Source organism: Mycobacterium sp. NPDC050551, assembly GCF_040674075.1.
In the GTDB taxonomy this organism is placed as follows: Bacteria; Actinomycetota; Actinomycetes; order Mycobacteriales; family Mycobacteriaceae; genus Mycobacterium.
In genome coordinates this window covers 1-25,284 of the sequence record NZ_JBFARC010000003.1, presented here as the reverse complement: position 1 = coordinate 25,284, position 25,284 = coordinate 1, and the positions used below count along the sequence as shown (strand labels likewise).

23 protein-coding genes are annotated in these 25,284 nt (G+C 70.3%); 7 read left to right on the top strand and 16 right to left on the bottom strand.

Going from position 1 to position 25,284, the window contains the following annotated elements; translation table 11 throughout:
* Positions 1-5: 5 nt before the first annotated feature.
* The 5 genes from AB0K11_RS12625 to AB0K11_RS12605 form a co-directional block, all read right to left on the bottom strand.
* Complete coding sequence (locus AB0K11_RS12625) at positions 6-578, bottom strand: Na+/H+ antiporter subunit E (RefSeq protein WP_364978388.1); 573 nt, start codon at positions 576-578, stop codon at positions 6-8.
* Positions 579-589: 11 nt separating this feature from the next.
* Entirely contained in the window at positions 590-2,188 is a 1,599-nt protein-coding gene (locus AB0K11_RS12620) for a Na+/H+ antiporter subunit D (RefSeq protein ID WP_364976872.1), read from the bottom strand.
* Positions 2,185-2,658: a Na(+)/H(+) antiporter subunit C gene (locus AB0K11_RS12615; protein WP_364976870.1), complete on the bottom strand. Its 474-nt coding sequence runs from the start codon at positions 2,656-2,658 to the stop codon at positions 2,185-2,187. Before AB0K11_RS12615 ends, AB0K11_RS12620 begins: the two co-directional genes overlap by 4 nt.
* The gene (locus AB0K11_RS12610; protein WP_364976868.1) at positions 2,655-5,513 is read right to left on the bottom strand and encodes a Na+/H+ antiporter subunit A; all 2,859 of its coding nucleotides are present in this window, start codon (positions 5,511-5,513) and stop codon (positions 2,655-2,657) included. Before AB0K11_RS12610 ends, AB0K11_RS12615 begins: the two co-directional genes overlap by 4 nt.
* 159 nt (positions 5,514-5,672) lie before the next feature.
* Complete coding sequence (locus AB0K11_RS12605; protein ID WP_364976866.1) at positions 5,673-6,068, bottom strand: hypothetical protein; 396 nt, start codon at positions 6,066-6,068, stop codon at positions 5,673-5,675.
* Between the two features lie 21 nt (positions 6,069-6,089).
* Between AB0K11_RS12605 and AB0K11_RS12600 the strand changes: the two genes are divergently transcribed.
* Positions 6,090-6,701 carry a TetR/AcrR family transcriptional regulator gene (locus AB0K11_RS12600; RefSeq protein WP_364976864.1) on the top strand — a complete coding sequence of 204 codons (612 nt, stop codon included), beginning with the start codon at positions 6,090-6,092 and terminating at the stop codon, positions 6,699-6,701.
* Here the strand turns inward: AB0K11_RS12600 and AB0K11_RS12595 are convergent.
* From AB0K11_RS12595 to AB0K11_RS12570, 6 genes are all read right to left on the bottom strand, one after another.
* Entirely contained in the window at positions 6,669-7,106 is a 438-nt protein-coding gene (locus AB0K11_RS12595; protein WP_364976862.1) for a DUF1707 domain-containing protein, read from the bottom strand. The two genes, AB0K11_RS12600 and AB0K11_RS12595, sit on opposite strands and share 33 nt — an antisense overlap.
* Positions 7,107-7,205: 99 nt before the next feature.
* Positions 7,206-9,428, bottom strand: coding sequence for an AAA family ATPase (locus AB0K11_RS12590; RefSeq protein WP_364976860.1), 2,223 nt, complete (start codon positions 9,426-9,428; stop codon positions 7,206-7,208).
* A 1-nt stretch (position 9,429) separates the two neighbouring features.
* Positions 9,430-10,296, bottom strand: coding sequence for a CDP-diacylglycerol--serine O-phosphatidyltransferase (pssA, locus tag AB0K11_RS12585; RefSeq protein WP_364976858.1), 867 nt, complete (start codon positions 10,294-10,296; stop codon positions 9,430-9,432).
* Positions 10,293-11,000, bottom strand: coding sequence for a phosphatidylserine decarboxylase (locus tag AB0K11_RS12580; protein ID WP_364976856.1), 708 nt, complete (start codon positions 10,998-11,000; stop codon positions 10,293-10,295). The genes pssA and AB0K11_RS12580 overlap by 4 nt, the downstream gene beginning before the upstream one ends.
* Positions 11,001-11,043: 43 nt before the next feature.
* A complete protein-coding gene (glp, locus tag AB0K11_RS12575; protein WP_364976854.1) occupies positions 11,044-12,261 on the bottom strand; it encodes a gephyrin-like molybdotransferase Glp in 1,218 nt (405 codons plus the stop codon).
* Positions 12,262-12,267: 6 nt separating this feature from the next.
* Positions 12,268-13,188, bottom strand: a complete 921-nt coding sequence (locus AB0K11_RS12570) for an SDR family NAD(P)-dependent oxidoreductase (protein ID WP_364976852.1) — start codon at positions 13,186-13,188, stop codon at positions 12,268-12,270.
* A 40-nt stretch (positions 13,189-13,228) separates the two neighbouring features.
* Between AB0K11_RS12570 and AB0K11_RS12565 the strand changes: the two genes are divergently transcribed.
* From AB0K11_RS12565 to AB0K11_RS12555, 3 genes are read left to right on the top strand one after another with little or no spacing between them, the layout of a single operon-like run.
* The gene (locus AB0K11_RS12565; RefSeq protein ID WP_364976850.1) at positions 13,229-13,735 is read left to right on the top strand and encodes a PH domain-containing protein; all 507 of its coding nucleotides are present in this window, start codon (positions 13,229-13,231) and stop codon (positions 13,733-13,735) included.
* A gap of 38 nt (positions 13,736-13,773) precedes the next feature.
* Positions 13,774-15,222 (top strand): PH domain-containing protein, encoded by a 1,449-nt coding sequence (locus AB0K11_RS12560; RefSeq protein ID WP_364978385.1) that lies wholly within the window; start codon positions 13,774-13,776, stop codon positions 15,220-15,222.
* Positions 15,223-15,249: 27 nt separating this feature from the next.
* Complete coding sequence (locus tag AB0K11_RS12555; protein WP_364976848.1) at positions 15,250-16,065, top strand: HAD-IIA family hydrolase; 816 nt, start codon at positions 15,250-15,252, stop codon at positions 16,063-16,065.
* A gap of 3 nt (positions 16,066-16,068) precedes the next feature.
* On the opposite strand, the gene AB0K11_RS12550 is transcribed toward AB0K11_RS12555, so the two are convergent.
* From AB0K11_RS12550 to AB0K11_RS12540, 3 genes are all read right to left on the bottom strand, one after another.
* A complete protein-coding gene (locus AB0K11_RS12550) occupies positions 16,069-17,775 on the bottom strand; it encodes a DEAD/DEAH box helicase (RefSeq protein WP_364976846.1) in 1,707 nt (568 codons plus the stop codon).
* Positions 17,776-17,983: 208 nt separating this feature from the next.
* Complete coding sequence (locus AB0K11_RS12545) at positions 17,984-18,478, bottom strand: cupin domain-containing protein (RefSeq protein WP_364976844.1); 495 nt, start codon at positions 18,476-18,478, stop codon at positions 17,984-17,986.
* A 19-nt stretch (positions 18,479-18,497) separates the two neighbouring features.
* Positions 18,498-19,400 (bottom strand): SDR family NAD(P)-dependent oxidoreductase, encoded by a 903-nt coding sequence (locus tag AB0K11_RS12540; protein WP_364976842.1) that lies wholly within the window; start codon positions 19,398-19,400, stop codon positions 18,498-18,500.
* Positions 19,401-19,497: 97 nt separating this feature from the next.
* On the opposite strand from AB0K11_RS12540, the gene AB0K11_RS12535 reads away from it, so the two are divergent.
* The 3 genes from AB0K11_RS12535 (at position 19,498) to mbtM (ending at position 23,840) form a co-directional block, all read left to right on the top strand.
* A complete protein-coding gene (locus tag AB0K11_RS12535) occupies positions 19,498-20,055 on the top strand; it encodes a helix-turn-helix domain-containing protein (RefSeq protein ID WP_364976840.1) in 558 nt (185 codons plus the stop codon).
* Positions 20,056-20,238: 183 nt separating this feature from the next.
* On the top strand, positions 20,239-21,864 hold the full coding sequence (groL, locus tag AB0K11_RS12530; protein ID WP_269896680.1) for a chaperonin GroEL: 1,626 nt from the start codon (positions 20,239-20,241) through the stop codon (positions 21,862-21,864).
* Positions 21,865-22,259: 395 nt separating this feature from the next.
* A complete protein-coding gene (mbtM, locus tag AB0K11_RS12525) occupies positions 22,260-23,840 on the top strand; it encodes a long-chain-fatty acid--ACP ligase MbtM (RefSeq protein WP_364976837.1) in 1,581 nt (526 codons plus the stop codon).
* Between the two features lie 29 nt (positions 23,841-23,869).
* Here mbtM and AB0K11_RS12520 read toward each other — a convergent pair whose 3' ends face one another.
* Together AB0K11_RS12520 and AB0K11_RS12515 are read right to left on the bottom strand one after the other, a co-directional pair.
* Positions 23,870-24,241 (bottom strand): pyridoxamine 5'-phosphate oxidase family protein, encoded by a 372-nt coding sequence (locus AB0K11_RS12520; RefSeq protein ID WP_364976835.1) that lies wholly within the window; start codon positions 24,239-24,241, stop codon positions 23,870-23,872.
* A gap of 38 nt (positions 24,242-24,279) precedes the next feature.
* The coding region (locus AB0K11_RS12515) for a DUF222 domain-containing protein (RefSeq protein ID WP_364976833.1) at positions 24,280-25,284 on the bottom strand (1,005 nt) is incomplete at its 5' end.

Sequence of the window (25,284 nt, the reverse complement as noted above, 5' to 3'; positions counted from 1 at the left end):
GCAAGTCATGCGCGATCCTCCTCCTCCACTGCCTCCGCCGGATGGGCCGAGGGCCGCCAGTCGGCGTCGCGTTCGAACGCCGCGATCAGCAACCGCTGGAACTGGTCGACCTGGCGGTAGAACCGGGCCAGGGCGCGGTCGGACCCGACGTCGATCACGTGCACGTAGATCATCCGGCGGGACTGGTCGATCTCGAGCACGATGTTGCCCGGCGTCAGGTTCATGATGTTGACCGCCAGCGCCAGCACGAGGTCGGACTTGAGTGCGAGGTGCGCCCGCAGCACGGCCGTCAACGGCGGCGGGCCCGGCTTGATCGCCAGCCACGCCACCTGCACCGAGGACAGCACCAGGTAGTAGGCGACGGTCGCGATCAGGCGGAGCACCGACAGCAGGTGGATCCGCCCCTCGACCGGCACCGGGGGCAGCGGCAGCAGCACGGTGATCACCAGTGCGACGGCCAGCCCGCTGACGATGTTGGCCGCGGAGAAGGTGCCCCACAGGAAGATCCACACCAGCACCAGCCAGCACAGCACCCACGCCCGCAGCGCGATCCGCCGCATCGGCCACCTGCTCCGCATACTGTCGCCGGTCACGGCCGCTCCCCGACGACGGCGGTGATGTACTGCTCGCGGTCGAGCACCTGTTCGGCTGCGCGCACGCTGTAGGCGAAGATCGGCCCGGCCGCCACCGTCAGCGTCAGGCCGACCGCGATCAGCGCGCCCGTCGGCACCAGCATGCCGATCGGCATCCGGCCGACATGCGCCCGGTCGGCGTATTCGATGTCCTCGTCCTCCACGAGCAGCGCCGCGGGTACGGCCGCCGAGAGATGGCCCTCCGGAGCGTCGACACGGGACCGCCAGAACGCCTTGGTCCACACCCGGGCAACCACGTACAGCGTCAGCAGGCTGGTCAGCACGCCGCCGCCGACCAACATCCAGGCCAGCACGGAACCGTTGGCGGCGCCGGCCTCCATCAGCGCGACCTTGCCGATGAAGCCCGAGAACGGCGGAATGCCACCGAGATTGAGCGCGGGCACCACCCACACGAAGGCCAGCAGTGGGCTGGCGGCCGCGAGTCCACCGAGTCGCTGCATGGTCGACGCGCCTGCCTGCCGTTCGATCAGCCCGACCACCAGGAACAGCGTGGTCTGCACCAGAATGTGGTGCGCCACGTAGTAGATGGCGCCGGACATGCCGAGTTCGTTCGACAGCGCGATGCCGAACACCATGTAGCCGATGTGGCTGACCAGGGTGAAGGACAGCAGCCGCTTGATGTCGCTCTGCGCGATCGCGCCGAGGATGCCGATCACCATCGTCAGGAACGCGGCGACCAACAGCACCGCGTCCAGGCCGCCGCCGGGGAAGAGCAACGAGTGTGCCCGGATGATGGCGTACACGCCGACTTTGGTGAGCAGTCCGGCGAACACGGCGGTGACGGGCGCAGGCGCGGTGGGGTAGGAGTCGGGCAGCCAGGTCGACAGCGGGAACACCGCGGCCTTGATGCCGAACGCGACGAGCAGCACGGCGAACAGGGCGGTGCGGGTGCCCGGCGCGACCTCGTCGAGCCGCACCCCCAATTCGGCCATGTTGAGTGTGCCGGTCGCGGCGTACACCAGGGCGATACCGATGAGGAAGATCAGCGACGAGACCATCGACACCATCACGTAGGCGATGCCCGCGCGGACCCGCTCGGCACTGGACCCGATGGTCAGCAGCACGAAGCTGGCGGACAGCAGGACCTCGAAGCCGACGAAGAGGTTGAACAGGTCACCGGCCAGGAACGCGGTGCACACGCCCGCCGACAGCACCAGGTAGGTCGGCAGGAAGATCGACACCGGCTGGCGGTCGTCGCCGTCGCGGATGCCCTGACCGATGGCGTAGCAGACCACCGCCAGCAGCACGATGGACGACACCACCAGCATCAGCGCCGAGAGCCGGTCCACCACCAGCGTGATGCCGAGCGGCCCCATGCCCGGCACGCTCTGACCCCAGCCCCCGACCTGCAGCGCCAGCGTGCCGTCGCGGTCCGTCAGGTACAGCAGCACGGCGCACACCGCCACCACCGCGATCAGCGCGACCAACGTGATGGCGCGCTGCAGGCGGGGGGTGCGGCCGGCGAACAGCGTCAGCGCCGCGGCCAGTGTCGGAATCAGCACCGGCAGCGGTGTCAGCACGGTCGAGAGGCTCATCGTGAGCCCTCCTGGCCGGGCAGCGCGTCGAGTTCGTCGGGCAGGTCGGTGTCCTTCGTGGTGTCCGCGTCGGGTGGCCGATCCTCGTCGACGGGGGTGGCGTCCATGGCGGACAGCCGGGACACCCGGGCATCCTCGGGGTCGTTGCCGACCTCTTCGGCGGTGGTCAGCCGGAATGACCGGTAGGTCAGCGCCAGCACGAACGCCGCGATGCCCATGCTGATCACGATCGCGGTCAGGATCATGCCCTGGGCAAGCGGATCGGCCGTGGTGGTCTCGCCGTTGCTGGTGCGGCCGCGCACCGGCGGATTGCCCGACGGCCCGCCCACCATCAGGATCAGCAGGTTCACTGCGTTGCCGATCAGCAACAGTCCCAGCAACATTCGGGTCAGGCTGCGTTCCAGCAGCAGGTAGACGCCTGCACTGGTGAGCGCCCCGACGAGGATGAGCGGGACCAGGTAGGTGGTCATCGGGTCGCCATCTCCGTGTCGACCCGCGCACCGAGGCTGCGCAGCACGTCGAGCACCAGGCCGACGACGATGAGGTACACCCCGAGGTCGAAGAACAGCGCGGTGACGAACTTGACGGTGCCGAGCACCGGGACGTCGAACTCGACGACGGCAGACGACAGCACCGGGGCGCCGAGCAGCAGCGAGCCCACCGCGGTGCCCGCGGACAGCCCGAGCCCGACGCCGAGGATCTTGCCTGCGTCCAGCGGCAGCGTCTCGCCGAGCTCGTAGCGGCCGCCTGCCAGGTAACGCAGCACCAGGGCCAGCCCCGCGGTCAGGCCGCCCGCGAAGCCGCCGCCCGGAGTGTTGTGGCCGGCGAAGAAGAAGTACGCCGACAGCACCATGATGAGCGGGAAGATCACCCTGGTCGCCACCTCGAGTACCAGCGAGCGGTGCCGCGGGTCGCGCAGTTCACTGCCGCGCAGCCACGTGACCTCGCCGGCGGCAGGCGAATTGGCGTAGGTGCCGACGGGACCGATGTCGGGCTGGCCGGCGTCCGACACGCGGGGCGCGGCGCCGAACCGCCGGTGCCGGAACACCAGTGATGCGACGCCGGTCGCGGCGACGAGCAGCACCGAGACCTCGCCCATGGTGTCCCACGCGCGGATGTCGACCAGCAGCACGTTGACCGTGTTGGCGCCGTGTCCCCGGTAGTAGGCGGCGTCGGGAAGCAGTTCGGCGATGCCGGCGCCGCTGCGGGCCGCCATCGCGAAGACGGCGAGCGAGGTGACCGTGGCGCCGACGGCCAGCGACAGCACCGCCCGCGGCAACCGGAAGCGGCCGATGTCGGCCTGATCGGCCTCGGCGGGCAGCGAGCGCAGCACGAGCACGAAGATCACCAGGACCAGCGTCTCGACCAGGAATTGGGTGAGGGCAAGATCGGGTGCGCCGTGGAACGCGAAGATCGCGCCGCAGCCGTACCCGGTCACCCCGATCAGCAGCACCGCGGCGAGCCGGTTGCGCATCACCACCGCGCCCAGCGCCGCGGCGATCATCAGTAAGCCGACCACCGCCTGCACCGGAGAGTCCCACAGCCGGAACTCCGGCCGGTTGCGCGCTCCGAACGCCAGCACCGCCGCGGGCAGCACCACCAGCGTCGACAGAATCACCGCCTGCGTGGCGGGTATCGATCCGCGCTGGGTCACCGCGGTCAACCGCACCGAGAACACGTCGAGTCCGCGGATGAAGGAGTCGTACACGTGGTCGGCGTTGCCCAGCGGCAGATACGGCGTGCGGGCCCGGCGTATCCGGTCGCGGCCGAAGAACGCCGTGGTGCCTGCGGCGATGACGAGGACGGACAGCAGCAGTGGCAGATTCAGCCCGTGCCAGAGCGCGAGCTCGTAGTGCTGACCGCCGGGCACCGTGGCGGCGTAGTCGTCGAGCACCGTGTCCAGCGGTGCGGGCCAGAGTCCGAACAGCAACCCCGCCGCCGCCAGGATCGCCGGTGGGAGCAGGAAAGTCGTGGGCAGCCGGTGCATCTCGGCGACGCGGACGCTGGGCTGGGACAGGCCCTTGCGCGCGAACGCGCCCCACAGGAATCGCAGGCTGTAGATGGTGGTGAAGACCGAGCCGAACACGATGCCCGCGAGCACCACTGGTGCCGCAGCGCCGAGTGACGCGCTGTGCGAGACGGTTTCGAAGTCGGCCTCTTTCGCGACGAAGCCGAGGAAGGGTGGCAGCGCGGCCATGCTCGCCGTGGCGCCGAGGGCGATGACCAACAGCGGCCGGCTGGCCTGCCCGAGCCAGGCGAGCCGCCGGATGTCACGGGTGCCGGTCGCGTGGTCGATGGCGCCGACCACCATGAACAGCGCAGCTTTGAACATCGCGTGCGCGACGAGCATGGCCAGCCCGGCCAGCATCATGTCGCGTCCGCCCGCGCCGACCATCACGGTGATCAGGCCGAGCTGGCTGACAGTGCCGAAGGCGAGGATCAGCTTCAGGTCGTACTCGCGTACCGCCCGCCAGCCGGCGAGCAGCATGGTGACCAAGCCGAGGGTCACCACCATCGGCCGCCAGACCGGTGAGTCTGCGAAGCCGGGCGTCATTCGCGCCACCAGATACACGCCGGCCTTCACCATCGCCGCCGCGTGCAGGTAGGCGCTGACCGGGGTCGGCGCGGCCATGGCTCCCGGCAGCCAGAAGTGCAGTGGGACGATCGCCGACTTCGACAGCGCGCCAACGAGAACGAGTGCCACGCCGACGGCGGCCGCCACGCCGGTCGGTGGCGCCGCGACGAGTTCGGAGAGCCGGTAGGTGCCTGCCAGGTTGCCGAGCACGACGATGCCCGCGAGCATCGCCAGCCCGCCCAGAGTGGTCACCAGGAGTGCCTGGGTGGCCGCGCGCCTGCTGGTGGCCCGTTCGGCGTAGTGCCCCACCAGCAGGAAGGACAGCACGGTCGTGATCTCCCAGAACACGTAGAGCACCAGCATGTTGTCGCTCGTCACGAGGCCGAACATCGCCCCGGCGAAGGCCACCATCTCGGCGGCGAAGCTGGGCAGTCGCTTCTCGGTGTGGCCGTCGTGGTGGTGGAAGTAAGCGGCGCAGTAGAGCAACACCAGTGCGCCGATGCCGAGCACCAGCACGCTCATGATCGCCGCGAGGGTGTCGAACCGCAGGGTGATGTTCATCGACAACTCGGGCAGCCAGACCAGGTCGACGGTCTTGGCGGCGCCGGGGGACGGCCAGTTGGTCGCCACCCAGATCAGTGAAGTCAGGGGGACCAGCGCCAGTGGGTAGAACGCGAGCCTGCCGAACCTCGCCACCAGGACGGGTGCGATCGCGGTCGCTGCCGCGTGAGCGATCAGAATGGCAAGCAAGGCACTCCGTGGTCTCGTCGGGTCGGCGGTGAGCCGACTGGCGAAGATCAGATCGTGGGGTGTCAGCCGCTGGATGCACGCTTTGGCGCGAAACGCATCGGTGGTGGGAACAGCCCGTCCGTGTCCATTCTACGGATGCCCGGCGAGCTGCCCGCACCCCTACGGAACGGCCCGCTCCGCGTTCCGCTCGGCGAGCGCGGCGATCCGGCCGAGCAATCTGCGCACGACGACGCCGTGACCGCCGGTGCCGATGACGATCGCCCGGTACACCGTCCCCGCGGCGCCGGGGAACGCCGCGAAGGTCTGGGCGGCCACGCGGGTGCGGCCGGGCCCGTCGTCGGTGAGTTCGAACACGAGCCGGTACACCGCGAACGGGTGGCGACCGTGCAGGACGAACCGGTCGGGCGGCGTGGCCGATTCGAGGTGGAAGCCGGGCGGGACGCTCGACGGGTCGCGGCGGTCGCGGCACATCACGGACAGCACGGCCGTCCAGCAGGTGGCACGGTAGGCGGCGATGGATATGGCATGCTCATCGATGTAGGGCAATCGTTCCATATAGAAGGACCATACTAGATCGTGGCACCTCCGCGGAAGCATGAGACCGACGCCATACTCGACGCGACGCGCGAGCTGATCCTCACCGAGGGGCCGCGTGCGGCCAGCGTGGCCGCGATCGCCAAGGTCAGCGGCGCCCCGGCCGGCACGCTGTATCACCGCTTCGGCAACCGCAACGGTGTGGTGACGGCGGCCTGGCTGCGGGCGCTCGAGCGGTTCCAGGCCCGGGTGCTGGCGGCGGCGGTCGGCGATCCCGTGGACGAGGCGGTGGCGATGGCCGTGGCCACCGTCGACTTCGCCCGGGAACTACCCGATGACGCCCGCCTGCTTCTTGCGTTGCGTCCGGGCGATCTGGTCGACGGGGAGCCCGACCCCGCGCTGCAGCAGACGCTGGCGACGATGAACGTCCCGCTGATCGCCCGGTTGCACGACGTCACCCGGCGGCTGTTCGGCGAATCCGGCGAGGAGCACGACCGCCGGCTGGACGTGGTCACGCGTGCCGTCGTCGACCTGCCCTACGCCGTCATCCGGCGGCACGCGCGCGACGACAGACTGCCCCCGTGGCTGGCCGACGACCTGGCGGTGGCGGTGCGGGCGCTGTTAGCGGCGCATCGTCCCGCAGGGCGATCCTGACCTGGCCGACAGGGTGTGGCTGACCACTCCGATGCCCCAGCCCATGATCGGCCAGACCGGCCAGAAGTACCATCCGCCGCCGGTCAGGCCTACTGCGAGCCAGATGCCCAGCATCAGCAGCGACCCCACGATGTAGGCGGCGAGGTGAACGGCGGCGCTGCGCCGGGCGGCCCTCGCGTGCGCGTCGCGCCGCCGCGGATCGTTGCGGCGGAGGTTCGCGACGGGCAGGTCGGCGGTCAGGGCGCGGAGCTCGTCGCGGGTGCCTGCGCCGAACGCCGACTGCACCCGTTGCTCGTAGTCCGTCATGTCGAGATAGCCCTGCGCGAGGGCGAGGCCGAGATCGCTCGCGGTCTTCTCGCGTTCGCGGTCGCCGGCGCGGGTGGCGGTGGTGTCCGGGGCGGTCATGCTGCGCTCCCCTCAAACTTGTCAGCGGCTAGTTCGGATGGGTACGAGTCTGCTCCCGGTAACTAGGCACTGTCAAGATGTAGGCGGTCCCGCCGACGCTCAGCGGTTCTCGGAGAACGCGCGCAGCGACTCCACCTGCACCGGGTCGAGCGACGGTCGCACGGCCGCGCGGGCGGCGGCCACGTCGGCGGCGGTGACGTCGGCGGCGTCGATCGAGCGCCGCATCGCGGTCAGCGCGGCCTCGCGCAGCAGCGCCACACAGTCCGCCGCGCTGTAGCCGTCGAGGTCGTCGGCGAGTGCATCGAGGTCGACGTCCTCGGCCAGTGGGATCGACTTGCCCGAGGTGCGCAGGATCTCGCGCCGGGCCTCCGCATCGGGCGGCTCCACGAACACCAGCCGCTCCAGCCGGCCGGGCCGCAGCAGCGCCGGGTCGATGAGGTCGGGCCGGTTGGTCGCGCCGAGCACGACGACGTCACGCATCGGTTCGATGCCGTCGAGTTCGGTCAGCAGCGCGGCGACCACCCGGTCGGTGACACCGGAGTCGAAGCTCTGCCCGCGCCGCGGCGCCAGCGCATCGATCTCGTCGAGGAACACCAGCGACGGCGCGGAATCGCGGGCCCGCCTGAAGAGTTCACGCACCGCCTTCTCCGAGGCGCCCACCCACTTGTCCATCAACTCGGCGCCTTTGACGGCGTGCACCGACAGCTGGCCCGAGCTCGCCAGCGCCCGCACCACGAACGTCTTGCCGCACCCGGGCGGACCGTAGAGCAGCACACCGCGCGGCGGTTCCACCCCGAGCCGGGCGAACGTGTCCGGATGCTGCAGCGGCCACAGCACCGCCTCGGTGAGCGCCTGCTTGGTCGCCACCATGTCGCCGACGTCCTCGAGTGTCACCGATCCGACGGACACCTCTTGGGTGGCCGAACGCGACAGCGGGCGGATCACGCTGAGCGCTCCGGTGAGGTCTTCCTGCTCGAGCGCAGGTGCGGTGCCTTCCGTGCTGGCCCGTGCCGCCGCGCGCAGCGCCGCCTCGCGGACCAGGGCACACAGATCCGCGACCACGAAACCGGGTGTCCTGCCTGCGATCTCGTCGAGTTGCAGTTCGCCGGCCGGCACGTCGCGCAGCAGCACCTCCAGCAGTGCCTTGCGGGTCGCCCCGTCGGGGAGGCTGAGGCCGAGCTCGCGGTCGCAGAGGTCGGGACCCCGTAGCCGGGCGTCCACACCGTCGGGCATCGCCGTCGTCGCGACGAACGCGACCCCGGGTGTGGCCACGGCCGAACGCAATTCGGTCAGGATCAGGGTGGCGACCGGTTCGGCGGTCGAGGGCAGCAGCGCGTCGATGTCGGTGATCAGCAGCACCCCGCCGCCGTCACGGACCGTCTCAACGGCGGCGGCGACGCTGCGCAACCTGTCGTCGGCATGCAGCGCGCCGACCTCGGGGCCGTCGAGTTCCACCAGCCTGCGGTCGGCGCACACCACCCGCACCATCGTCGCCTTGCCGACCCCGGCCGGACCGGACACCAGCACGCCGAGATTCGCTGCCGCGCCCAGAGTCTGGAGGAGTTCGGGCTCGTCGAGCGAGAGCTTGAGCCACTCGGTCAGCCGGCTCACCTGGCTGTGCACACCCTTGAGATCGTCGGCGCTGACGGACGGCCGTTGCGTCGGCGTGGTGACGGTGACCTGGCCGACGGTGCTGTCCACGCCTGCTCCTGCGCCGTCGGACACCGATGCGGTGCCGTCACCCCAGCTGACCACCGAATTGGGCTGCACGCTGACGGGTCCGGCCGGATCGACACCGGTGACGGTGAGCAGTTCCGAGGTCCAGGTGATGCCCACCGACGAGGCCAGCGCCGAGGTGGCCGCCGACGTCGAGGTGCCCGGCCCCAGGTCGCGCGGCAGCAGCGACACCGTGTCACCGACCGTCATCACCTTGCCGAGCAGTGCCTGGCGCAGGGTGGCCGACGAGATCGACTGGGTGGCCAGTCTGGAACCCGACACCGTCACCGACCGTGCGCCGTACACCGTCACCGGTGCCACGATCACCGTGCTGGTCTCCCGCAGGCCCGCGTTGGACAGCGTGACGTCGTCGAGCAGGGCGGTGCCGGTCGGTGTGCCGGGCGGGGCCACCCCGACCACCGCCGCGGTGGTCCTGGCCCCCGTGAGGGCGACGGCGTCCCACTCCCGGAGGCCAAGGGCGGCAATGGCTTCGGGATGCAACCGGACCACGCCGCGACGATTGTCCAGTGCCGAGGTGTTCAGCCGGGCGGTGAGTCGCAGGTGGGTGAGCGCGTAGTCGTCCTCGGCGAATTCGGTCCCGGTCATGTCACCGGTCCGGAGGTCTGCGCAGTCCGAGGCGCGCCACCGAGCGCCGGTGCGGCTGGGCCCGGCGGGTGGCCCGCCGGGTGGCACGGCGGGTGGCACGGCGTTGCCTCGGTTTGTCGTCCCACGCCTCGGGGTGGGCGGCCACCCATCGGCTGCTGCGGATCGCGAACGGGATGTGGATGACGTAGGCCAGGATGATCGCCATCAGCACGAGGTAGCCGTAGAGGATCGACGCGGCGACCCCGATCGCCAGCAGCACCAGCAGCGGCACCACCATGCTCGGCGGTATGGCGAACGTGTGCACCTTGCGCATCGGGATGCTGCTGACCGCAAGCAGTGACACCCCGATCATCCAGATGACGACGGCCGGTTCCGATGTCCACCAGCCCTCGCCGAACTGCATCTTGGCCGCCAGCGGGCCGATCGCGCCGATGGCCGCGGCAGGCGCGGGCATGCCCACGAAGAATTCCTTCATGTAACCCGGTTGGTCCTGGGCGAGCATCGCGTTGAACCGGGCCAGCCGCAGCACGATGCAGACCGCGTACAGCAACACCACGATCCAGCCGATCCGCGAGTGCGACAGCAGCGTGCCGTAGACGATGAACGCCGGCGCCACACCGAAGTTCACCGCATCGGCCAGCGAGTCGATCTCCTCGCCCATCTTCGAGGTGGCGTTGAGCAGCCGCGCCGTCCGGCCGTCGAGGGCGTCGAGGATGGCGGCCACAGCCAGGAACGCCATCGCCTCGGTCGGACGGTCGTCGAGGGCGAACTTCACCGCTGACAGCCCCAGGCAGATCGCGGCGACCGTCATCGCGCTCGGCAGCATGCGCAGGCTCACGACCGAACGCTTCACCCGGGGCTTGATCACGGCAGCTCCGCGAGGATCGTCTCCCCGCCGACGGCCCGCTGGCCCGGCAGCACCAGCACCTCGGAGCCCTCCGGCAGGTAGGTGTCGAGGCGGGAGCCGTAGCGGATCAACCCGTAGGTGTCACCGATCGAGACCTTGTCGCCGACCTTGGCGTCGCAGACGATGCGCCGCGCGACCAGGCCGGCGATCTGCACGGCGATCACCTCGGCGCCCGACGCCGTCCGGATGACCAGGCTGTTGCGCTCGTTGTCCTCGCTGGCCGCCTCGAGTTCGGCCGAGACGAACAACCCCGGCCGGTGCACCACCGCGGTCACCTCGCCGCTGATGGGGACGCGCTGCACGTGGGCGTCGAAGATCGACAGGAAGATGCTGACGCGCGGCAGGGGACGTGCGGGCAGCCCCAGTTCGGCGGGCGGCTCGACGTCCTCGACCAGGCAGATCAGCCCGTCGGCCGGCGCGACGATCGCGCCGGGACGCGTCGGCGGCACCCGCGGTGGATGCCGGAAGAAGGCGGCGTTGGCGCCGGCGGCGACCAGGCCCGCGCCACGTAGCCAGCGGTTCTTGCGACCGGCGGCCGCCAGCGCGAGACCGGCGCCGATGAACGGCAGGCCTGCCGGATGCACCGGCGGAACGGTTGTCCGGACCAGGGCCATCAACCGCTCGGGGCCGGATTTGAGCTCTTCGGTTCTTGGGCGTCTGGCCATCGGGGTGGATTCTACGTGCGGAGGGTGTCGATGAACCGGCCAGCTAGCTCAGATCCCATACCGCGACCGTCGACCCGGCGGGGAGTTCGGTGATGTCCTCGCCGATCTCGAGCAGGCAGTTGGCCGAGGCGAGCCACCGCAGGTGATGGGAGGCGGGCGGGCCGTAGCTGGTGACGGTGCCCGCGTCGGCGTCGAGCACACCGCGGCGGAACTGGCGTTTGCCGCGCGGAGACGTGAGGTCCTCGGTGAGGACGGCCGCGCGCCGGGGTCGCTGCGGTTGCGCGGCGCCCATCGCGGCCCGCAGCGGCGAACGCAGGAACACCTCGAACGAGACCAATGCGCTGACCGGGTTCCCCGGCAGGGTGACGATCGGTGTGCCGCCGACACGCCCGGCGCCCTGCGGCATGCCCGGCTGCATCGCGACTTTCACGAACTCGACCGTCGCGGCGAGCGCGTCCTTGACCACCTCGTACGCGCCTGCGCTCACCCCGCCGGTGGTGATGATCAGATCGGCCTGCCCGGCATAGGAGGCCAGGGTGTCGTGGAAGGCGGTGACGTCGTCGCCGGTCATCGGGGCCGCCACCACCTCGCCGCCTGCGTCACGCACGGCCGCCGCCAGCATCACCGCGTTGGACTCGTAGATCTGGCCGGGCAGCAGCGCCGTGCCGGGTGCGACGAGTTCGGTGCCGGTGGACATGACCAGCACCCGGGGCCGCGGCACCACCGTGAGCTCGCCGAGACCCAGTGCGGCGGCCAGGCCGAGCGCGGCCGGGGTGACCGGCTGGCCCGCCGTGAGGACGGTGGTGCCCGCGGTGACGTCCTCGCCTGCGCGGCGGACGTGCTGGCCCGGCCGGGGCGCGATCCGAATCTCGACGGTGGTGGTGTTCGATCCGACGGGTGCGGTGAAGTCGCCGTCGGTGGCCTCGACCGGGACGACCGCGGTGGCACCCGAGGGCAGCGGCGCGCCCGTCATGATGCGGTGCACGGTGCCCGGCGCCAGGTTCAGCGGATCGGTCCGCCCGGCCGGGATGTCGGCCGCCACGGGCAGCCGCACCGGGTGCTCGGCGCTCGCCCCGGCCACGTCGTCGGCGAGCACGGCGTAGCCGTCCATGGCCGAGTTGTCGAAGCCGGGCAGCGACAGCGGTGCGACGACGTCTGCGGCGAGCACGAGCCCCAGCGCTTCGGTCAGCGGGACGGTGACGGACGGCCGGGCGGCGATCAGGCCGGCCACCACACTCTGGTGTTCGGAGACGGAGCGCATCGACTGCTATACCGGGAACGTGACGCCGGTGAGCTCTTCGGACACCGTCCAGAGCCGCCGCGCGACGTCCTCGTCGTGCGACTTCCTGTTGGACTGCACCAGCTTCGGGTGTCCGCGCTGCTCGCCGACGCCGGCCGGACCGTAGTACTGGCCGCCGCGCACCTGCGGGTCGGCGGCCGCCCGCAGCGTGGGCAGTGCGCCGCCGGCGGCGTCCTGGGCGATCTGGCGCCAGAGGAGCTCGACCGGTTGGCGGATCAGGCCGGGCAGGTTACGGGTCAGCTCGGTGTTGGAGCTGCCGGGGTGGGCGGCGACGGCGATGGTCGGCGCGCCCTTCTTCGACAGCCGCCGGTTGAGTTCGTAGGTGAACAGCAGGTTGGCCAGTTTGGCCTGGCCGTAGGCGCGCAGCCGGTTGTAGCCGCGCTCGGACTGCAGGTCGTCGAAGTTGATCGAGCCGAAGCGGTGGCCGTTGCTGCTGATCGTCACCACCCGCGATCCCTCGACGGGCAGCATGTTGTCGATCACCTGCCCGGTCAGTGCGAAGTGCCCGAGGTGGTTGGTGCCGAACTGCAGCTCGAAGCCGTCCGACGTGGTGGCCTTCGGCGTCGTCATCACGCCTGCGTTGTTGATCAGCAGGTCGATGCGGGAGTACTCGGCACGCAGGTCGTCGGAGGCCCGCCGGATGCTGTCGAGCGAGGTGAGGTCCAGTTGCTGCAGCGTCACGTCGGCGTGCGGTGTCGCCGAGGTGATCCGGTCGACGGCCGCCTTGCCCTTGTCGAGGTTGCGCACGGCCAGCACGACGTGTGCGCCGCGGGCGGCCAGCACGGCGGCGGCCTCGTAACCGATCCCGGTGTTGGAGCCGGTGATGACGGCGACGCGCCCGGTCTGGTCCGGCACGTCGCCCGCGCCCCACTTGGTGTCAGCACTCATGATCGAAACCCTACCCACGCCGATCGGTCATGCTCGAAGGATGAACGGTGCGCCCCGCCCGACCGTGACGCTCGCCGATCCGGCCAACCCGCCCAGCCGCAAGGCGCCGCTGGTGTGGGCGATCGGCGCCGCGGTGCCGTGGCTGACGCTGCTGGTGGCCGCCCTGGTGTGGTCGGCCGTCGACCCGCGGGCCTCCTGGCTGCCGTGGCTCGCCGCGGCGGCGGCGGTACTCGGGGCGGTCGTGTTCGTCGGCATCGCGCCGGTGTGGCGCTACCGGGTGCATCGCTGGGAGATCGATGCGCAGGCGGTGTACACCCGGACGGGTTGGCTGATCCAGGAGCGCCGGATCGCACCGATCTCGCGTGTGCAGACCGTCGACACGCAGCGCGGTCCGCTCGACCGGCTGTTCGGCCTGGCGAACGTGACGGTGACGACGGCGTCCTCGGCGGGCGCGGTGCGCATCGTCGCCCTGGACTCCGAGGTGGCCGACCGCGTCGTCGCCCAGCTGACCGACATCGCCGCGCTCGGCGGGCAGGACGCCACGTGACCGGGCCCGCGCAGGTGTGGCAGCGACTGAGCCCGCGGATGCTGCTGGTGCATCCCGTGCACGAAGTGGTGCGTCAGGTGCCGGTCCTGATCGGCTCGGTGGTGCTGGGTTCGGCGACCGGGAACCCGCTGTGGGCGGTCGCCGCGCTGGTGGCCACCGTCGGGTACGGCGTCGCGCGGTGGTTCACCACCACCTACCGGATCGACGCCGACGAGGTGCAGCTGCGCGCCGGGGTGCTGCAGCGCAACGTGCTGTCGGTGCCCCGCAACAGGATTCGTTCTGTGTCGACGGACGCCCGGCTGCTGCACCGGGTGTTCGGGCTGACGGTGCTGCGGCTGAGCACCGGGCAGGAGGCGCGCGGTGACGCCGCGTTCGCCCTGGACGCGGTCGAGGCGGGCGAGGTGCCACGGCTGCGGGCGGTGCTGTTGGCCGACTCGCTGGCCGGGGCCGCCGCGGCGAGCCAGGAGAACCCTGTGCCGCCCGGCCGGGTGCTCGCACGGTGGCAGCCCTCGTGGCTGCGGTACAGCCCGCTCAGCTTCACCGGGCTGGCGATGATCGCCGCCGCGTTCGGTCTGGTGTACCAGGTGGGAATCGGCTCGCGGGTGCAGGATTCGGACGTCGTGCAGTCCGGCCTGGACACCGCCGAGCGCTTCGGGGTGGCGGCGAGCGTGGCCGTGGCCGTCCTCGCGGTGGTGATCGCGTCGGTGGTGCTGTCGGTGCTGCGGTCGTTGACGACGTACGGGAACCTCCTGCTACGACGTGACGGGGACGTGCTGCACCTCGCGCACGGTCTGGTGCGGGTGCGCGAGCAGACGTACGACATGCGCCGGCTGCGGGGTGGCACGCTGCGGGAACCGCTGCTGGTGCGGATGTTCGGCGGCGCCCGGCTGGACGCGGTGATGACCGGCGTCGACGGTGCGGGCGAGTCGTCGCTGCTGCTGCCGCCCTGCCCGGCGGCTACCGCGCGGTCGGTGCTGACGGACCTGATCGACCAGCCCGACGCCGTCACCGGCGCGCTGCGTGCGCACGGCCCGGCGGCCACCCGGCGGCGCTGGACGCGCGCGCTGCTCGGCCCCGCTGTGCTGGCGATCGGCCTGGCTGCAATGGGTGTCGTTGTCGCCGTGCCGATCTGGGTGTGGGTTGGGTGGGTGGTGCTCACCGCATGCTGTGCACTGCTCGCGGCGGACCGGTCGCGGTCGCTGGGGCACCGCGTCGGCGAGGGCTGGCTGGTCGCCCGCTCGGGCAGCCTCGAGCGGCGACGGGACTGTGTCGCCGGCGCAGGCGTCGTCGGCTGGACGGTGCGGCAGTCCTTGTTCCAGCGGCGCGCCGGGGTGGCCACGCTGGTCGCGGCGACCGCAGCCGGGGTGAAGGCCTACCGGGTGGTCGACGTGCCTGCGGGCGCGGCGTGGTCGGTCGCGGCCGCGGTGTCGCCGTGGCTCGCGGGCACCGGATGGGCGCGGACCGAACCAGGGCCCGAGTTGCGCTGACGCATTCGCCGTTTACTGTCTTCCAGCATGGCCGTCGGTGGAGTGCTGTTCGACATCGATGGCGTTCTGGTGACCTCGTGGCAGCCGATCGCCGGTGCCGCCGACACGTTGAGGGCACTGGCCGACAACCAGATCGCGCGCTCGTACCTGACGAACACCACCACCAGAACCCGCAGGCAGATCGCCGAACTGCTGTCCGGAGCGGGCATGGACGTCACCGCCGACGAGGTGATCACCGCCGCGGTGCTCACCGCCGAGTACGTCCGGGAGCGGTATCCCGGCGCGCAGTGCTTCCTGGTGAACAGCGGCCGGATCGGTGAGGACATGCCGGGCGTCGACCTGGTGTACGCCGACGAGTTCGACGGTGGCGGCACGCCCGACCGGCCCGACGTGGTGTTGCTGGGCGGCGCGGGCCGCGAATACAACCACCTGACCCTCAGCTGGGTCTATGACTGGATGGCTCAGGGCGTTCCGGTGGTGGCGATGCACCGCAGCACGTCGTGGAACACCACCGAGGGTCTGCGCATCGACACCGGCATGTATCTGCTCGGCATGGAGGAGACGTCGGGTCGTAAGGCGACCGCGGTCGGCAAGCCCGCACCCGAGGGTTTCCTTGCCGCGGCGCGCAGGCTCGGCGTCGACCCCGACGAGATGTACATGGTGGGCGACGACCTCAACAACGACGTGCTGGCGGCTCAGGTGGTCGGCATGACGGGGGTGCTGGTGCGCACCGGCAAGTTCCGGCAGGACACCCTGGACCGTTGGGCCGCTGACGAATTCGCGATGCAGCCGAACCACGTGATCGACTCGGTCGCCGACCTGCCGCCGCTGCTCGGGCTGTAGTGCTCACGCCCGCAGCGTGCGTACCGCCTCGATGCGCTCCTTGAGCTGATCGGTGGTGGCGGCGGCCACCGGTGGTCCTCCGCAGAGCCTGCGCAGTTCGTTGTGGATCCAGCCGTGGGGCTTGCCGGTGCGGTGATGGGCGATCGACACCAGCGCGTTGAGTTCCCGGCGCAGTTCCCGGATCTGACCGTGGGTGGCGCGCGTCAGGGTCGGCTCCGCGGCGGCGACGCCCGAGGCGGTCCGCTTGGTCAGTTGCTCTTCCTGCCTGCGGCTCAACAGGTCTCGCATCTGTGTCGCATCGAGCAGGCCCGGGATGCCGAGGTAGTCGGCCTCCTCCTCACTGCCCGCGGGTGTCGCGGTGCCGAATGACGAGCCGTCGAAGATCACCTGGTCGAGTTCGGCGTCGGCGCCGAGCATCTCGAAGCCGTTGTCCAGATCACCGGACTCGTCCTTGGTCTTGTTGGCGTCCTCGAGCAGGGCGTCGTCGAGGCCCTCCTCTTCGCGGTGCGGCTTGCCGAGGACGTGGTTGCGCTGCGCCTCCATCTCGCTGGCGAGCAGCAGCAGGTTGGGCACCGACGGGAGGAAGACGCTGGCCGTCTCGCCGGGTTTGCGCGACCGCACGAAGCGCCCGATCACCTGCGCGAAGAACAGCGGGGTCGACGCGCTCGTCGCGTACACGCCGACGGCGAGGCGGGGGACGTCGACACCCTCGGACACCATGCGCACCGCGACCAGCCAGCGGCTGGTACCCGCCGAGAACTGGCTGATGCGGTCCGAGGAGCCCGGATCGTCCGACAACACGATCGTCGGCGCTTCGCCGGTGAGCCGGGTCAGCAGCTCGGCGTAGGCCCGCGCGGCGGTCTGGTCGGAGGCGATGATCATGCCGCCGGCGTCCGGCACGTGCCTGCGCTTCTGCTCGAGTCGCCGGTCGGCCGCAGCGATCACGGCGGGCATCCACTCACCCGCCGGGTTGAGTGCGGTGCGCCAGGCGCGGGCGGTCTGCTCGGCGCTCAGCGGTTCGCCGAGCCGGGCGGAGTGCTCCTCGCCGGCGCTGTCACGCCAGCGCGACTCACCGGAGTAGGCCAGGAACACCACCGGCCGCACGACGCCGTCGGCCAACGCGTCGGAGTACCCGTAGGTGTGGTCGGCCTGTGAGCGCGCGAACCCGTCGGGGCCGTGCTCGTATCGGACGAACGGGATCGGGGAGTCGTCGCTGCGGAACGGCGTGCCGGTGAGCGCGAGTCTGCGCGTCGCGTCGTCGAAGGCCTCGCGGATCGCCTCGCCCCAGCTCTTCGCGTCGCCGCCGTGGTGGATCTCGTCGAAGACCACCAGGGTGCGGTAGTTCTCCGTGCGGACGCGGTGCCGGGACGGGTGGCTGGCCACCTGTGCATAGGTGACCACCACGCCGTGGAACTCCGACGAATGCTGCGCCGCGGAGTTGCTGAACCGCGGATCGAGCGAGATGCCGACGCGTGCGGCGGCCGCGGCCCACTGCACCTTGAGGTGTTCGGTGGGCACCACGACGGTGATCCGGTCGACGGTGCCGTCTGCCAGCAGTTCCCCGGCGATCCGCAGGGCAAACGCCGTCTTTCCTGCGCCGGGGGTGGCCACCGCCAGGAAATCGCGCGGCTTGGCGCCGAGATACTTCACCAATGCCCGACGCTGCCAGCCTCGCAAGGCCTGGGTGTCGGGCGCTGCGAATGCCCGCACCCAAGGTCTCCTCACCGATCGAGGGGCAGTCTATTACAACGGATTCCGGCGGCGCACATTCGCAGCGCGCGCCGCGCCGCGGGAGAAGCGCGTGTCGCAGGGTTGATCAGCACCCGGTCGAGCGGCCGGGCCACGCCGAGCTGCGTCGATGCACCACGATCCGGCTCTTGCAGTGGTCCTGGAGCAAACAGCCGAACCGGCAGCCGCGCTAGACGAAGAAGTTGTCGTTGGCGATGAACCACTCGCGCCGTTCCTCGTCGGTCAGCTCGCCCAGTTGGGCCAGCCCCTCGAAGTAGTGCTCGCGCGGCGCGCCCGGGGCGAACAGCATGAGGATCGACGCCGGTTCGTCGGCCTCGTTGCGGAAGCCGTGGATGCCGCCCGGCGGCACGTAGAGGAAGTCGTTGCGCGTCCCGTCCAGCCAGTCGGTGCCGTCGTAGAGCTTGATCGTGCCCGAGAGGACGAAGAACGCCTCGGACATCGCCCGGTGGTAGTGCGGCCCCGGGCCGCCGCCCTTGGGTGCGATCTCGACGCGGTACAGCCCGTAGTCGCCGCCGGTGGCCTGCTGATTGGCGAGGTAGTGGTACTGGACGAGGCCGAAGGAGTCGTAGTCCGGCGGCTCGTCACCCCGTTTGAGCCACGCACTGACCTCGGGCTCGTCCTCGGTGTATCGGGGCGGGGGATAGGGCGGAACGACCAGAGACACGCCAACAGTCTGCTATCCGTCAGACCGGGAACGCCACCCCGGTCAGCTGCTCGGACACCGCCCACAGCCGGCGCTGCACGTCGGTGTCGTGTGAGCGCACGTTGGACGCCACCACCTTCGGGTGGCCGCGCATCTCGAAGAGTCCGTCCGGACCGTAGTACTGGCCGCCGAGCACGCCGGGGTCGGTGGCGGCGCGCAGGGTCGGCAGCGCGCCCATCGCGGCCGGCTGACTGATCAGGGAGAAGGCGGGTGCCAAGAAGCCGGGGAGGTGCCGGCCCAGTTCGGTGTCCGACCCGCCGGGATGCGCGGCGGCGGCGACGGTGTCCTGGCCGGCGGCGGTGAGTCGGCGCTGCAGCTCGGAGGTGAACAGCAGGTTGGCGAGTTTGGACTGGCCGTACGCCGCGACGCGGTTGTAGCTGCGCTCCCACTGCAGGTCGTCGAAGTGGATCGCGGCGCGAATGCGATGGCCGATGCTGCTGACCGTGACGATGCGTGAACCCGCCACCGGAAGAAGCCGATCGAGCAGCAATCCCGTCAGCGCGAAGTGCCCGAGGTGGTTGGTACCGAATTGGAGTTCGAAACCGTCCGTCGTGGTCGATTTGGGCGTCCACATCACCCCGGCGTTGTTGATCAGCAGGTCGATGCCGTCGTGCCGGGCCTTGAGTTCGTCGGCCGCGGCCCGGATGGAGTCCAACGAGCTGAGGTCGAGCTCCTGCACCGACACGTCGGCACCGCGGTTGCGGACGGCGATCAGGTCGGCGGCGGCCTTGCCCTTGTCGAGGTTGCGGACTGCGAGCACGACGCGGGCGCCGCGGGCGGCGAGGGCGGCCGCGGTCTCGTAGCCGAGGCCGGTGTTCGCGCCGGTGATGACGGCGGTGCGACCGGTCTGGTCGGGGATGTCGGCGGTGGTCCAGCGGGACATGGGTCCTCCTCGTTAGAATGAATCGGAACGTGCGCTCCGGTTCGTCTCGACTATACGGAACGAGCGCTCCGTTTTGTCAACCGAAAGGACGTCAGTGGTGACCGAGACCTCGCGGCCGTTGCGTGCGGACGCCGCGCGCAACCGTGCGCGGGTTCTCGCCGTCGCCTACGAGACGTTCGCGGCCGAGGGCGTCGCGGTGCCGATCGACGAGATCGCCCGCCGCGCCGGCGTCGGCCCCGGCACCGTCTACCGGCACTTCCCCACCAAGGAGGCGCTGTTCCAGGCGGTCATCGAGGACCGGGTGCGTAGCATCGTGGCCGCCGCGGAGGCGCTACTCGCCGAGGATCCGGGCTCGGCACTCTTCGAGTTCCTGCGCGAAATGGTGCGGACGGCCGCCGTGGATCACGGGATGGCCGACGCGCTGGCGAGTTACGGGGTGGACATCGACCAGGCCGCGCCGGGCGCGGAAGCCGCGTTCGTTCAGGTGCTCACCGATCTGCTGGCCGCCGGTCAACGCGCGGGCACCGTCCGGGCCGACGTCGGTCCGGCGGAAGTGAAGGCGCTGCTGATGGTGTGCAAGTCCACCCAGGACCACGAAGCCGGTATCGCCGACCGGGTGGTGGCGGTCATCGTCGACGGCCTCCGCGCGGGCTGATCTACCTTGCACTCGCCCTGGTCGAGTGCTAGAAATGCAGTTGGCACTCGCGACCAGTGAGTGCTAGGTCGGGACGGTGAGACAAGGGTCCGCGCATGCGGAGCACACCCGAGTCGTCCGTCGCGGGCACTGGGCCCGACCACAAAGACGTGCACAATCCCTGTTCGGAGGAATCACTTCGCAATGGCCAAGACAATTGCGTATGACGAAGAGGCCCGTCGCGGCCTCGAGCGGGGCCTCAATGCCCTCGCCGACGCGGTAAAGGTGACGCTGGGCCCCAAGGGTCGCAACGTCGTCCTGGAGAAGAAGTGGGGCGCCCCCACGATCACCAACGATGGTGTGTCCATCGCCAAGGAGATCGAGCTGGAGGACCCCTACGAGAAGATCGGCGCTGAGCTGGTCAAAGAGGTCGCCAAGAAGACCGATGACGTCGCGGGCGACGGCACCACCACGGCCACCGTGCTGGCCCAGGCGCTCGTGCGCGAGGGTCTGCGCAACGTCGCCGCCGGCGCCAACCCGCTCGGTCTGAAGCGTGGCATCGAGAAGGCCGTCGAGAAGGTCACCGAGACGCTGCTGAAGTCGGCCAAGGAGGTCGAGACCAAGGAGCAGATCGCTGCGACCGCGGGCATCTCGGCCGGCGACCAGTCGATCGGCGACCTGATCGCCGAGGCCATGGACAAGGTCGGCAACGAGGGTGTCATCACCGTCGAGGAGTCGAACACCTTCGGCCTGCAGCTCGAGCTCACCGAGGGCATGCGCTTCGACAAGGGCTACATCTCGGGCTACTTCGTGACTGACGCCGAGCGTCAGGAAGCGGTCCTGGAGGATCCCTACATCCTGCTGGTCAGCTCCAAGGTGTCGACCGTCAAGGATCTGCTCCCGCTGCTGGAGAAGGTCATCCAGGCCGGTAAGCCGCTGCTGATCATCGCCGAGGACGTCGAGGGCGAAGCCCTGTCGACCCTGGTGGTCAACAAGATCCGTGGCACCTTCAAGTCCGTCGCCGTCAAGGCTCCGGGCTTCGGTGATCGCCGCAAGGCGATGCTGCAGGACATCGCGATCCTCACCGGCGGCCAGGTCGTCAGCGAAGAGGTCGGTCTGTCGCTCGAGACCGCCGACATCACGCTGCTCGGCCAGGCCCGCAAGGTCGTCGTCACCAAGGACGAGACCACGGTCATCGAGGGTGCGGGCGATGCCGACGCGATCCAGGGCCGGGTGGCTCAGATCCGCGCCGAGATCGAGAACAGCGACTCCGACTACGACCGCGAGAAGCTGCAGGAGCGCCTGGCCAAGCTGGCCGGCGGTGTTGCGGTGATCAAGGCCGGAGCTGCCACCGAGGTGGAGCTCAAGGAGCGCAAGCACCGCATCGAGGACGCCGTTCGCAACGCGAAGGCCGCCGTCGAGGAGGGCATCGTCGCCGGTGGTGGCGTGGCTCTGCTGCAGTCGGCTCCGTCGCTCGATGAGCTCTCGCTCACCGGTGACGAGGCAACCGGTGCGAACATCGTTCGCGTCGCGCTGTCGGCCCCGCTGAAGCAGATCGCCTTCAACGGTGGACTCGAGCCCGGCGTCGTCGCCGAGAAGGTCACCAACTCGCCTGCCGGCACCGGTCTCAACGCCGCCACCGGTGAGTACGAGGACCTGCTCAAGGCCGGCGTCGCCGACCCGGTGAAGGTCACCCGCTCGGCGCTGCAGAACGCGGCGTCCATCGCGGCGCTGTTCCTCACCACCGAGGCCGTCGTCGCCGACAAGCCGGAGAAGTCGTCCGCACCCGCGGGCGACCCGACCGGTGGCATGGGCGGCATGGACTTCTGAGTCCTGCTCAACCAGAACACGGGAAGGCCCGGCCTGCTTGCAGGCCGGGCTTTTTCGTGTCCGCAGAACCTGACCGGCCTGCTGTGGCGCAAGCGGAATCGTTCGCCGGACTCGACCGATCGGAGCCTGCGCCTTCGTCTGCCCGCGTGCGCTGCCGGTGATGTGACAGCCCGAGGTGTGCGATCAAGATCGCCGATCACCCTGTGGGACTGCGTCAGCCGCGCATGGGACGCGTCGTCCGCGCCACACCTGAACGTAGGCCTACCAATTCGTCAATATATTGCGTAGCGTCGTCCCGTGTTGTTGCTGTCGTGGCCGCGCGCAAACGCGCGTCCGGTTCTGCCCAGGTCTCATTCCATCTGTGTGCCCGCTGTGGCTGCGCGGCTGAGGAACCGATGACCAGTTCGCTCGGGGCGGCCCTCACCGAGACGTTGACGCACAGTCCCAACGATCTGGTGGTCCTCGACGGCGGCGACTGGGTGCGGCATCCCTGGCCGGAGGTGTTCGGCAGGGCGGAGAACGTCGCAGAGCGGCTGCTCGACGACGGAGTGGGCGCGGTCGGCCTCGTCGGCGAGCCCACCGTCGAGTTCATCGCGTCGATCGTCGGCGCCTTCGTGGCCGGCGCCGCGGTGTCGATCCTGCCGGGACCCGTGCGGGGTGCCGACCCCGGGCAGTGGGCGCTGTCGACGGTGGACCGCTTCAAACACATTGGTGTGCAGCGCATCCTCAGCAACGGCAGTTATGTGGAGCGGCTGGCGTCGATCGTCGAGCCGCCGTGGCTCGACGACGTCGCCGCGGTCGCGCACACGCGCCGTTCCGGCACCTTCACCGCTCCGGCGACAGCGGTCGACGTCGCGATCCTGCAGGGCACGGCGGGCTCCACCGGATCTCCACGCACCGTGCGACTCTCGCCGGATGCCGTGTTGGCGAACCTGCAGGGGCTCAACGCGCGCATCGGGATCGACGACGCCGACGTCGGGTGTTCGTGGCTGCCGCTGTACCACGACATGGGATTGAGCTTCCTGATGTCCGGTGCGCTGGCGGGCAGCGAGCTGTGGCAGGCGCCGACCGCGGCGTTTCAGGCGTCGCCGTTCCGGTGGCTGCACTGGCTCAGCGAGGGTGGCGCGAGCATCACCGCCGCACCGAACATGGCGTACGGCATGATCGGCAAGTACTCCCGGCGAGTCACCGGGATTGATCTGAGCCGCTTGCGGTTCGCCCTCAACGGCGGTGAGCCGGTCGACTTCGAGCTCACCCAGCGCTTCGCGACGGAAATGGCCCGGTTCGGCTTCGACGCAGGCGCGCTGGCGCCGTCCTACGGGCTGGCTGAGGCGACGTGTGCGGTCACGGTGCCGGTGCCGGGACGCGGCCTGCTCGTCGACGAGACCGTGGTGCAGACGGACACCGGGGCCACCCCGCGCAGACACACGGTGCTGGGCGAGCCGATCGAGGGCATGGAGGTCCGGATCGAACCGCGCGACGACGTCAGCGCCGACGGGTCCGATCGTGAGGTGGGGGAGGTCGTCATCCGGGGCACGTCGATGATGTCCGGATATGTCGGAGAGGCGGTTCACCGCCCCGGGGACTGGTTCCGCACAGGCGATCTCGGCTACTTCGTCGACGGTGGACTGGTGGTGTGCGGACGGGCCAAGGAACTGATCACCGTCGCGGGCCGGAACATCTTCCCTGCCGAGGTCGAAGGGGTTGCGGCACAGGTGAACGGTGTGCGCGAGGGCGCCGTGGTCGCGGTTGGTGTCGGGGAACGGTCGATCCGGCCGGGGCTGGCCATCGTCGCGGAGTTCCGCGGACCCAATGAGGACGACGCGCGGACCCAGCTCATCCAACAGGTCGCATCTGAATGCGGCGTGGTGCCGACGGATGTGACCTTCGTCCGGCCGGGCACGCTGCCGCGCACCTCCTCGGGCAAGTTGAAGAGGCTGGAAGTCAAGCGCAGCATCATCGGCACCGGGGACTGACGGGCTGACGCGACGGACGCGCGTCGCGATCAGGACAACGGCACGCAGTCGTCACCGCATCCGGTGGCCGTCGCGGCCGAGTTGGTTGCCGCTTTGCGGTGCAGGACAGCACCGCTCGGCATGACGGTCAGCGTATCGCCGGAGAGGTCGGCGCGGCCGTCGACGATCAGTGTGTAGCCACTGGATTCGCGCGGCGGGTAGGCCAGCGTGACGTCGGGGTGTCGCGTCGCGTTGTCGCCGGTGCGGCGGCCGACGCCGGTGATGGTGAGCACGCCGCCGGCCAGTGACGGCTCGACCGCGACGGTGTGGGCCCGGTAGTCGTCGCCGACGGTGACCAGGTACGCATACGAGTAGTCGGCCAGCGCACCGGACAGTTCGGCGATGTCCACCTTGACACTCATGCCCCCGACAATACGGCGACGGGTTCTGAGTCACTGCCTCAGAAGGGTGGTGGTTTGTTGTGTTCGGCGACGTGGTCGTCGTTGAGTTTGCGTTCGGCGGCGATGCGTTGGGCGCGGTTCTGGGCGCGGGTGCGTCGCCGGGTGGGCATCTTGAGGCCGCGGAACTTGTTGTCGGATGGCGACGTATCGCGTGGTGGGGGCAGGTTGCCGGTGGGTCGGCACAGGGTGGGGAAGATCAGCGCACTGCCGGGTCGGGTGGTGTAGGTGTGGCCGGTGGGTGCGGTCCACACGATGGTGCCGTCGGGATATTGGACGTCGCTCCATCCGGATGGTCCACACCAGAACGTTTTCAGGAGGTGGTGAAACCTGCACAGGCACTTCAGGTTCGAGGCGTGGGTGGGTCCGGCGGGGTAAGGGATGGTGTGGTCGATGTCGGCGCGGTCGGCGGGTTTGTCGCAGCCGGGGAAGCGGCAGGTCAGGTCGCGGCAGCGGATGTAGTCGGCGAGACCGCGCGAGGGCGTGTAGCGGGGTTCGGGTGCGGCGTCGCCGGGGTGGCGGACGGCGCGGCGGCGGGCTGCGCCGGTGGTCTCGGCCAGCAGTGCGGTGGGCATGATCCCGGCGCCCAGCACGAACGCCATGGGCCGCCTGCGCGGTGACTTCTGAGCGGGCGCCGGGGCGGGTTCGAGCGCCGGATCGGCATCAGCGGCGGGTGGTGAGGCCGGGCCTGGTTCGTCGGCAGGTGCCGGTTCAGCGGCGACAGCGTCGGTGACCGTTCCGTCGGGTGGCAGTTCGAGGTCGGGGGATTCACCGCGAGGTGGCCGGCACTCGGCGTAGGTAGTCCCTCGCGCCTCGCCCGCCTCGCCGTCACCCTGGTCTGCCTCGGTGATGACGTAGACGATGGTGTTGCGGGTGGGGGTAGGTGTGTCGCTGGTGGCGGGGCAGTCGGTCTCGCCGCACGCGCAGGCCAACACTGATGCGCCGGCGCCCAGGGCGCCCAGGGCATCGGCGCGGCGTTCGCTCAGGGTGCGGGGGTCGTCGTCGCA